Source organism: uncultured Tyzzerella sp., assembly GCF_963558545.1.
GTDB lineage: Bacteria > Bacillota > Clostridia > Lachnospirales > CAG-274 > Tyzzerella.
In genome coordinates this window covers 1-10,475 of record NZ_CAUWHO010000060.1, presented here as the reverse complement: position 1 = coordinate 10,475, position 10,475 = coordinate 1, and the positions used below count along the sequence as shown (strand labels likewise).

General features: G+C 25.9%; 10 protein-coding genes and 4 tRNA genes. 10 read left to right on the top strand and 4 right to left on the bottom strand.

What is annotated here, in order from left to right:
• Nucleotides 1–225: 225 nt before the first annotated feature.
• The 8 genes from R5Z65_RS08755 (at nt 226) to R5Z65_RS08720 (ending at nt 8,574) form a co-directional block, all read left to right on the top strand.
• Nucleotides 226–1,410 (top strand): cation:proton antiporter, encoded by a 1,185-nt coding sequence (locus R5Z65_RS08755; protein ID WP_317368587.1) that lies wholly within the window; start codon nt 226–228, stop codon nt 1,408–1,410.
• Between the two features lie 113 nt (nt 1,411–1,523).
• On the top strand, nt 1,524–2,795 hold the full coding sequence (gene aroA / locus R5Z65_RS08750; RefSeq protein WP_317368586.1) for a 3-phosphoshikimate 1-carboxyvinyltransferase: 1,272 nt from the start codon (nt 1,524–1,526) through the stop codon (nt 2,793–2,795).
• 261 nt (nt 2,796–3,056) lie between these two features.
• Complete coding sequence (gene prmA, locus R5Z65_RS08745; protein ID WP_317368585.1) at nt 3,057–4,040, top strand: 50S ribosomal protein L11 methyltransferase; 984 nt, start codon at nt 3,057–3,059, stop codon at nt 4,038–4,040.
• An 18-nt stretch (nt 4,041–4,058) separates the two neighbouring features.
• Nucleotides 4,059–4,787, top strand: a complete 729-nt coding sequence (locus R5Z65_RS08740) for a 16S rRNA (uracil(1498)-N(3))-methyltransferase (protein WP_317368584.1) — start codon at nt 4,059–4,061, stop codon at nt 4,785–4,787.
• A gap of 1 nt (nt 4,788) precedes the next feature.
• Nucleotides 4,789–5,925: a cysteine desulfurase family protein gene (locus R5Z65_RS08735; protein ID WP_317368583.1), complete on the top strand. Its 1,137-nt coding sequence runs from the start codon at nt 4,789–4,791 to the stop codon at nt 5,923–5,925.
• 12 nt (nt 5,926–5,937) lie between these two features.
• Nucleotides 5,938–7,119 carry a tRNA uracil 4-sulfurtransferase ThiI gene (gene thiI / locus R5Z65_RS08730; protein WP_317368582.1) on the top strand — a complete coding sequence of 394 codons (1,182 nt, stop codon included), beginning with the start codon at nt 5,938–5,940 and terminating at the stop codon, nt 7,117–7,119.
• A gap of 93 nt (nt 7,120–7,212) precedes the next feature.
• A complete protein-coding gene (locus R5Z65_RS08725) occupies nt 7,213–7,623 on the top strand; it encodes a hypothetical protein (protein WP_317368581.1) in 411 nt (136 codons plus the stop codon).
• Between the two features lie 54 nt (nt 7,624–7,677).
• On the top strand, nt 7,678–8,574 hold the full coding sequence (locus R5Z65_RS08720) for an NAD-dependent epimerase/dehydratase family protein (protein ID WP_317368580.1): 897 nt from the start codon (nt 7,678–7,680) through the stop codon (nt 8,572–8,574).
• A gap of 209 nt (nt 8,575–8,783) precedes the next feature.
• Here the strand turns inward: R5Z65_RS08720 and R5Z65_RS08715 are convergent.
• From R5Z65_RS08715 to R5Z65_RS08700, 4 genes are all read right to left on the bottom strand, one after another.
• Nucleotides 8,784–8,854 (bottom strand) — tRNA-Gly (locus R5Z65_RS08715).
• A gap of 5 nt (nt 8,855–8,859) precedes the next feature.
• Nucleotides 8,860–8,931 (bottom strand) — tRNA-Gly (locus R5Z65_RS08710).
• 19 nt (nt 8,932–8,950) lie between these two features.
• Nucleotides 8,951–9,021, bottom strand: a tRNA-Gly gene (locus tag R5Z65_RS08705).
• Nucleotides 9,022–9,024: 3 nt separating this feature from the next.
• Nucleotides 9,025–9,097, bottom strand: a tRNA-Phe gene (locus R5Z65_RS08700).
• 196 nt (nt 9,098–9,293) lie between these two features.
• Here R5Z65_RS08700 and R5Z65_RS08695 point away from each other — a divergent pair.
• On the top strand, nt 9,294–9,452 hold the full coding sequence (locus R5Z65_RS08695) for a hypothetical protein (RefSeq protein WP_317368579.1): 159 nt from the start codon (nt 9,294–9,296) through the stop codon (nt 9,450–9,452).
• A gap of 424 nt (nt 9,453–9,876) precedes the next feature.
• Nucleotides 9,877–10,230, top strand: coding sequence for a YrhA family protein (locus tag R5Z65_RS08690; RefSeq protein ID WP_317368578.1), 354 nt, complete (start codon nt 9,877–9,879; stop codon nt 10,228–10,230).
• Nucleotides 10,231–10,475: the final 245 nt, after the last annotated feature.

Below are 10,475 nucleotides of genomic sequence, written 5' to 3'. Positions count from 1 at the left end.
TTTCTATATTATTTTCCTATATTTCTTTATAAAAAATTAAAATGTATAAATATTATAATATTAAAATAGATTTTAGTACATTATTATGTAAAATCTACCAATAAAATTTAATTACAATAAATTTATTAAATATAATGTTAAAAAATGTATTGAAATTTATTTTGAAATGTGTTAAAAATATAGAATAAGGCTAATGTATAAAATAAATTATAAGAGGTGCGAAAAATGGAATATGATTTTTTATTAATTATAGCAATTATTTTGCTATCAACTAAATTTTTTGGATTAGTATCAGAAAAAGTTCATATGCCACAAGTAGTAGGTGCATTGTTAGCTGGTATTATATTAGGTCCATCAGTTTTAGGTGTTTTAACCGAAACTCATTTTGTTGTGCAAACAGCAGAGATTGGCGTTATATTGCTTATGTTTTTAGCAGGGCTAGATACAGACTTGGAAGAAGTTAAAAAGACAGGTATAGCATCTGTTATTATAGCAATAATAGAAATTATTGTATCTTTAGCTGGAGGAGCTATAGTATATTATTTATTCTATAAAGATAATGCAAATGTGGACCCAATGTTTATGCTAAAATCGGTGTTTATGGGTGTTATTATTACATCTACATCTGTTACTATTGCCATAGAAGCACTAAGAGAAATGGGCAAGTTAAAAGGAAAAATGGGGACAACTATTTTGGGTGCTGCTATTATAGATGATATTATAGGTATTATTATACTTACAGTTATAATAAGCATTACAGATACTAACGTTAAGCCTTCTAGTGTATTTATAAAAATATTGTTATTCTTTATATTTATAGGAGTATTATACTGGGTTACACACAAATTAAAAGGGGCTATAGAAAAACAAGATGGAAAAAGAAGGTCTTCTATATACTCTTTAGCATCTTGTTTTATACTTGCTTACATATCAGAAAAGTTTTTTGGTATAGCAGATTTAACAGGAGCATATTTTGCAGGTATAATTCTTTGCAATATAGGTGTTAGAGATTATATAGCAAGAAAGGTAACTATATTATCTTACTTGATATTCTCTCCTATATTTTTTGCAAGTATAGGTATAAAAACTAATATTCAAGGGATAACAGTAGGAATAATATTATTTGCGTTAGTGCTTTTAGTTGTGTCTATTTTAACAAAAATAGTAGGGTGTTTTATAGGTGCTAAATTATGCAAATTTAGTAGCTTTACTGCTTTAGCTATTGGTACTGGTATGGTAGCTAGAGGGGAAGTTTCTCTTATTGTTGCACAAAAAGGAGCTAAAGCAGGATTATTAGATGAAACACTTTTTCCAGCAGTAGTTATTGTAGTAATATTAACTACATTGCTAACACCTATTATGTTAAAGTTAGTATTATCTAATAAAAGGGCAGTAGGACAAATAGAATAATTTTTAATTTATAGTATATATAAAGAGTTTATGTTTTCTTTATATATACTTTTTATTTAGATTAATTTTTTATAAAGTATTCAAAAAAATTGATTTAAAAGTAGAGGGGAAAAATGGAAAAAAAATTAATATATAATAAAAATTTAAATGGAAAAACAACAGTTTTAGGAGATAAATCCATATCTCATAGAGCTATTATACTTGGAGCATTAGCTGAAGGTGTTACAACTATTAAAGGTTTTTTAAAAGGAGAAGATTGTATATCTACAATAAAATGCTTTAAAGATTTAGGTATAAATATTACAGAAAAAGATGACATAATAGAAGTATATGGGAATGGATTATATGGATTTAAAAAACCAAAAGAAGCACTTTATGTAGGTAATAGTGGCACAACTATACGCCTTATATCGGGTATATTATCAGCACAAAATTTTTCTTGTACAATAACGGGGGATAGCTCTATTGTAAAAAGACCTATGAAAAGGATAATAGAGCCACTTTCTTTAATGGGGGCTAATATAAATAGTAATGAATGTTTTGCTCCTTTACATATACAAGGAACATCATTAAATGGTGTAGAATATAATATGCCTATTGCTAGTGCACAAGTAAAATCATCTATACTCTTAGCTAGTCTTTATGCAAGTAGCAAAACTGTAGTAACGGAAAAGTTTAAATCTAGAAATCATAGTGAAATAATGTTAAAATACTTTGGTGCAGATATTAACATAAACGGAAATATTATTGAAAGTAAGCCTATTAGTAAATTAAGTTCTCAAAATATAGAAATATGTGGAGATATATCCTCTGCTTGTTTTATTATTGTAGGTGCTTTAATTACTAAAAACTCACATATTGTTATAGAAAATGTTGGTATAAATCCTACTAGAACAGGATTTTTAGAAGTTTTATTAAAAATGGGGGCAAATATTAAATTTTTAAATGTTAGGTATATAAATGGAGAAAAAGTATGTGATATAGAGGTTAAATCATCATATTTAAAAGCATACAATATATCTGGAGAGATTATACCACGTATGATAGATGAAATACCATTATTTGCATTGGTAGCATCTTTGGCAGATGGAACTAGTATAGTAAAAGATGCTTCAGAGCTAAAATTTAAGGAAAGTAATAGGATAAAAACTATATCAACGGAGCTTAATAAAATAGGTGCTAATATTATAGAAACTGATGATGGTATGATTATAGAAGGTAATAAAAATTTTATTGCTAATAAATGTGAAAGTTACAATGACCATAGAATAGCTATGTGTATAGCAGTTGCATCTTTAATATGTAAAGAGCCTATTATTTTAAATAACTATAATTGTATTAAAATATCTTTTCCTACATTTTTTGATATTTTAGAAAATTTATAATTATTATTTTTATATATTGTAAATTGTAACATATGGTTTACATTTTAGGATATTATTTTGCATTTTATTTAAGACTGTGTAACAACATTTTTATTGTATACATAATAAGATTTTTACGGTAACACTTTATTTGTATTAACATATATCATTTTTCTTTTGTATTGTACAAGTAATTAATGTATTTAATAATTAAAATCACAATTGTTTTAGCATAGTAAATATGTTATAATATATGAAAATAAAGGCTTGGAGGAAACATAAATGGAATGGATAGAAGCTAAAATATACACTACAAGAGAAGGTATAGAACCTGTTAGTGCAGTACTATTAGAAACTGGCATAACAGGTATACAGGTAGAAGACTATGACGAGCTTAAAGAATACTTAGCAGAAAGCTCTATGTATTGGGATTATGTAGATGAAGAACTTTTAAATAAGGAAAAAGAAGAAACAAAATTAAAAATATATGTTAGTGATAATCCTTATGGCAATGAAATTTTATTAAATGTAAAAGAAGCTATAAAAAGATTAAAAACTATGGAAAATGAGATAGGCTTAGATTTAGGTAGACTAGATATAGAAACAACAGCAAATTTAAACGATGAAGATTGGCTTAATAAATGGAAAGAGTTTTATAAACCTTTTACTCTTGGTGAAAAAATACTTATAAAACCAGTTTGGGAAGAAATAGAAAATATAGAAAATAGGGTAGTATTTAATATTAATCCAGGGCACGTTTTTGGAACAGGGCTTCATCAAACAACACAGCTTTGTATAACAAATCTTGAAAAATATGTAAACAAGGAAAGTGTTGTTTTAGATTTAGGCTGTGGCAGTGGTATACTCTCTATAATATCACTTTTGCTGGGTGCAAAAAATGCTTTTGCTGTTGATATAGACCAAAATGCTGTAAAAGTGGCTTATGATAATGCAGAACTAAATGGAATAGGTAAAGATAAATATTATGTTACATCAGGAAATGTTGTTACAGACGAAGATTTAAAAGATGAAATAGGGCATAAAAAATATGATATAGTACTAGCTAACATAATAGCAGATGTTATATGCCTTATATCTCCAGTTGTACCAAATCAGTTAAAAGATGATGGTGTTTTTATAGCTAGTGGTATTATAAAAGATAGATTAGAAGATGTATACAGGGCATTAAATGAAAATGGACTTGAGCCTATTGACACTATAACAAAAGATGAATGGGTTTGTGTTGTATCAAAAATAAAAAAATAGTATGAAAAGAGTGTGTGTATGTCTAAATTTTTTATTTCTAGTGATTTAATAAAAGATGATAAAGTTTTTATAGATGGGGAAAATGCTAATCACATTATAAATGCACTTCGTTGTAAAATAGGAGAGAAAATAGAGGTATCATCTGGAGATGGATATGACTATGTTTGTAAAATAGAAGAAATATCTAAAAACATAGTAGTTGCTAAAATAATAGACTTTTTTTCTAATGAAAGTGAGCCAGATATTAAAATAACTCTTTATCAAGGGTTACCTAAATCTGAAAAAATGGAGCTTATTATACAAAAGTGTGTAGAACTTGGTGTAGATGAAATTGTACCTGTTGTTACAGATAGGGTTATTGTAAAATTATCTGGGAAAGAAGATAAAAAGATAACTAGATGGAACAAAATATCAGAAGCAGCTGCTAAACAGTCTAGACGTGGTAAAATACCTACTGTACAGCCTATTATTAGTTTTAATGATGCTATTAAACAAGCTAGTAAAAATAATTTAAATATTATACCTTATGAAAAAGAACAAAAAAATGGTATAAAAAATATAATAAATACATTTAAAGGTAAAAGTATAGGAGTTTTTATAGGACCAGAAGGTGGATTTAGTGAAAAAGAAATAGAGATTGCTATAAAAAACGATATTACTCCTATAACTTTAGGTAAAAGAATACTTAGAACAGAAACAGCAGGGTTTATAACAACGGCTATTTTACTTTATGAACTGGAGGTATAGTATGATTTATTTTGATAACTCGGCAACAACTAAAATAGGAGATGAAGTTTTAAAAGCGGTATTAGATACTATGGAAAATAATTTTGCAAATGCTTCATCTTTACATAGATTAGGTTATGAAACGGAACAAAAAATAATAAGTGCTAAAAAGGGTATAGCAAATATTATAGGTGGAAAAGAAGATGAAATATATTTTACATCAGGTGGCACAGAAGCTAATAATATTGCCATTTTTGGTGTTTGTGATGCCTATAAAAAATATGGAAATAAAATAATAACTACAAAAATAGAACATCCATCTGTTTTAAAATGTTTTAATGAGCTAGAAAACCGTGGTTTTGAAGTTTGCTACCTAGATGTAGATAATAAAGGGTATATAAATATTGATAATCTTATAAATGAAATAGATGATAATACAATTTTTGTTAGTATTATGTATGTTAATAACGAAATAGGAACTATACAAAATATTGATGAAATAGGAAAAAAAATAAAAGAAAAAAATAAAAATACTATTTTTCATACAGATGCAGTGCAAGCATTTGGTAAGCTAAAAATAAATGTAAAATATATAGATTTAATGAGTGTTAGTGGACATAAAATACATTCACAAAAAGGTATAGGATTTTTATATGTGAAAAATGGTGTAAGGCTTAATAACATTATTTTTGGAGCAGGACAACAAAAAGGACTTCGCTCTGGTACAATAAATAGTGAAGGAATAATAGGGCTTTATAAGGCTAGTGAAATAGCATATAAAAATTTAAATGAAAATTTTGAAAAAACGTCTAAAATAAGAAAAGAGATAATATCTTTAAAAGATAAAATAAAAGATATGTGTATTAATGGTGACGAGGAAAATGGAATACCATATATACTAAGTCTTAGTTTTAAAGATGTTAAAGGAGAAGTTTTATTACACTCATTAGAGGATAAAGGGATTTTTGTTTCTACTGGCTCTGCTTGTAGCTCAAAAAATAAAAAAGATTTATCTACAATATATTATGTAAATGAAAATAATTTAGGTTCTACAATAAGAGTTAGTTTTTCATTTGACAACACATTAGAAGAAGCTAAAATATTTAATAATACTATTTTAGATATTATACCTATGCTTAGAATTTATACAAAAAGATAATGGGAGAATGTTATGCAAAATGTTTTATTAGCTAAATATGGTGAAATTGCTCTTAGAGGTAAAAATAGATACTTAATAGAAAATGCTCTTTTAAAAACTATATCTAAAAATTTAGAAAAAGTGGGAAATTATTATGTATCTAAAGAGCAAGGAAGGGTTTTAATAGAAAGTAAAGAAGAAAGTAACTTTTTTGACTATGATAAGGTTATACCATTAGTTGTTAATATTTTAGGTATAACAGCAGTATGTCCAGCTGTAAAGCTTAGCGATAGCAGTATAGAAAATATAAGAGAAAAAGCACTTTTACATATGAAAGAGTATTGTAATGATGAAAAATATACATTTAAAGTAGAAACTAAACGTTCTGATAAGCAATATCCTATGGATTCTAGAGAAATATCAACAGATGTAGGTGGTTATATTTTTAATAATATGGATAATATATCTGTTGATGTTAGAAACCCAGATGTTACATTAATGGTAGAAATAAGAAACTATGTATATATTTATAGTAAGCTTATTAAAGGATTTGGAGGATTACCAATAGGTACATCTGGCAAAGCAACTGTTTTATTATCAGGTGGTATAGATAGCCCTGTTGCAGCTTTTATGATGGCTAAAAGAGGTGTTTGTATTGAAGCTGTATATTTTCATAGCCCTCCTTATACATCAGATAGAGCTAAACAAAAAGTTATAGATTTGGCAGAGCAGTTATCTATATTTACTGGAGAAATAAAACTTCATATAGTACCTTTTACAGAGGCTCAGTTAAAAATATATGAAAGTGTACCACCAGAAAAAATGACTATTATTTTAAAAAGAGTAATGTTTAAAATTGCAGAAATAATAGCTATAAAGAACAACTCAAATGGTCTTGTTACAGGAGATAGTATAGGGCAAGTTGCTAGTCAAACAATGCAAGCTATAGAGGCAATAAGCTCTGCAGTTAAAGATTTACCAGTTTTTAGACCTCTTTGTAGTATGGATAAGCAAGAAATAATAGATATAGCAAGAAAACTTGGTACTTTTGATATATCTATTAGGCCTTATGAAGATTGTTGTACTATATTTGTAGCAAAGCACCCAGAAACTAAGCCTAAAAAGAGTATTATTGAAAACATAGAAAAAAGTATACCTAATTTAGATGGATTAATAGAAAATGCTATAAATAATATAGAAACTATTGTGTTTTAATATTTTATAATATTAAAAGTATAAACAAATTATTGTAAGTTTTTAATAAATAGAGTATAATAAATTTATGTATATTAAAAAGGAGTAGATATTATGTTAATTTGTAAAGTTGTTCGTCAGGTTGCAACAGGTAATGTATATAAAACTATATTTCCTCATGCAATAAAACATTTTGGAGTTAGTAATAACCCTATGGCTGTTCAAAAAACAACTAATGAAAAAGCTACAGGAACTTATAGAATTACTATTAGAACATTAGATAGAAAGGAATATCATTTAACAGATGAAAGCTTTAACTATAATGCAGTATGTTTATTAGCAGAGCTTGTAGAGGCTAAGTTAGGGCTTAGAGTTTTAAAAGATAGACATATGGAAGTATTAAAAAACTTAGATGAAAATGATAGAGAATTTTTTACAAAGGTAAAAGAAGGTGATGTTATGATACACGCCGAAAAGCTTAATAATACATTAAAACAAATAGAAACTACATTTAGCAATAGATAGTTTAAATTATACGACGATAAAAAATAATAATTTATAAAAAGTTGGTATTTTAATATGGCTAAAATTTTAGTAACAGGTGGAACAGGATTTATTGGGTCTAATTTATGTAATAGATTAGTTGATTTGGGATATAATGTGTCTATAATAACAAGGGAGATATCTAATTATAATAATATAAAGAATATTTTAGATAAATTAGATATTTTTATATATGACAATAATATTGATAATTTAATAAAGTATTTTAACAGTAATGATTTTGATTTAGTTATTCATTTAGCAGCTTCTAGCATAATTGAGCATACTAAAGATACTTTAGATTGTATAATAGATAGTGATTTAAAATTTGCAATGCATATATTGGAAGCTATGAGATATTCTAATTGTAATAAAATATTAAATACTTCTACATATTTTATGCATTATAAAAATGAACATTATAATCCTTCATGTTTATATGCTGCAATGAAAAAAACTTTTGAAGATATGTTACAATTTTATAATGAGGATTATAATATATCCTATGTAACAATAGAATTATTTGATACTTATGGCCCTAATGATACTAGAAATAAAATATTGAATTTAATCTATAGATATTCTTTAAGTAATGATATTTTAAATATGTCTGAAGGATATCAAGTGCTAGACTTAACATATATAGATGATGTTATTAATGCGTACTTAATAGGGATAGAAATGTTATTAAACAATGGTTTGATAAACAAAAAGTATTCATTAAAATCTGAAAACAGAGTAAGTATTAGAGAGTTAGTTAAGTTATATGAAAAAGTTTCAAATAAAAAAGTTAATGTTAATTATGGAGCTTTGCATTATAGAAAAAGAACAATAATGTTACCATATTCTGATGTAGAAATACTTCCTACCTGGAAACCAAAATATTCTTTGGAAGAAGGTTTAAAGATATTTATATTAAGCAAAATAAATTAAATATAAAAGTTTAAAAATATATTGTATATGTTATATTTTTGTTAGGATAATTACTAGTCATTTTAAACATCTCTTATTATAGATATTTGTAATAAGAGATGTTTTTCTATTTATATATAAGAAAATTTTTTATAAATTTTTAATAATTATTTATAAATGAAAAAAAAGAAGTAATAATAATTTATTACTTCTTTTTTTTCATTTATAAAAGCGGGTGATGGGAATCGAACCCACGTCCTCAGCTTGGAAGGCTGATGTTCTACCATTGAACCACACCCGCATAAAAGCGCGAGACGGGATTCGAACCCGCGACCCTCGCCTTGGCAAGGCGATGCTCTACCACTGAGCCACTCGCGCAAAAGATAACTTTAGATAAAGCGGGTGATGGGAATCGAACCCACGTCCTCAGCTTGGAAGGCTGATGTTCTACCATTGAACCACACCCGCATATGCCCAGAGACGGAATCGAACCGCCGACACGAGGATTTTCAGTCCTCTGCTCTACCGACTGAGCTATCTGGGCCTATTGCTTATCTAATGTTCCTTAAGACATTAGTTATTATAATATATATTATAAATATTGTCAATAGATATTTAACAATTTTTTTAAAAAATTTCTTGAGGTATAATACATAGGTAACAAAAAAGAATAAAAAAGATTTTCCCTTGTGGTATAGTAGATTTAACAAAAAAGAAATACCAAAAAGGAGAAAATATATATGTTGCCACAAATAAAGTATTATCTAGGGCGTTTTATTAAATATGCAATAAAAAATGGAGTTATAAAAGCTTCGATAAGATATAAAATAAGTAGAAAAACTATATATAAATGTCTAAAAAGATATTATGGCATATTAGAAAGGCTTAATTGCATTTAATAAATAATATATAGTTTTAATATAATAAAACGCTCAAGTGAAAATTATGTGATAGAAGTTTATATTTTAGGAAATAAACTAACAGGAAGAGAGATAAGGGCTTGGATAAGGTTTATTAAATCGTGAATAAAATAAATATTTTCTTTATTAAAATATTGTGTTAAAATATAATTAAATAGTATACTAAATCAAGTGAAATAATTGCAAATAAAAGATGGAGAAAAATTAGAGAATATTAAAATATGTTAGCAAAAAACTTAAAGTTTAGAAAAATCATAATTATAAACTGGACAATTTTTAATTGTAAAATATACCTAGAAAATTTTTTGGAGAATGTAAAGTGTATATAAAAGAAATTGATTTATTAATAAAAGAAATGGATAAATATGGAGATAAAATAAATGATGGTGTATAGGAAAAAGATTTGAAATTATTTTTAGATATTTTTGAAAAAATTTTTAGTGTAATTTTACCTAACGATTATTTAGATTTTTTAAAAAACCTTAATGGAATAGAATTTAATGGTTTTATTATATATGGCATTGATAAAGATTTATTAAGTATTAAAACGAATAATCATATAAATGGGTTAATAGAGTTTAATACAATATTTTATGAAAATGAACATCAAAAAAGATATATATTTTTAGGAGAAAATAATACTAGTTGGTATGTATATGATATAAAACTAGGTGTATATTTTGAATTAGATAATACATCTGGAACAAAAATTAATAAGTTTTCTAACTTTAAGGATATGTTAAAAAGCTTTATTTAACATTCAATATAAAACTATTTTAAAGGTATAATATATAAGTTTAAAACAGGTACTTTAAAACTTATAAAAGAAATAATTTTTTAAAGTAAACTTTAAATAAATCTTGTAAATTAGTATTAAACATTTTAATATAGTTTATTCTAATAATACATACTATGGTAGTTATATTTATGCTATATTTTTAGAAGATTATGAATTATTTAAAAGCATAATATTAAGTTAAATAGCTATTTTAACAAAGCCTA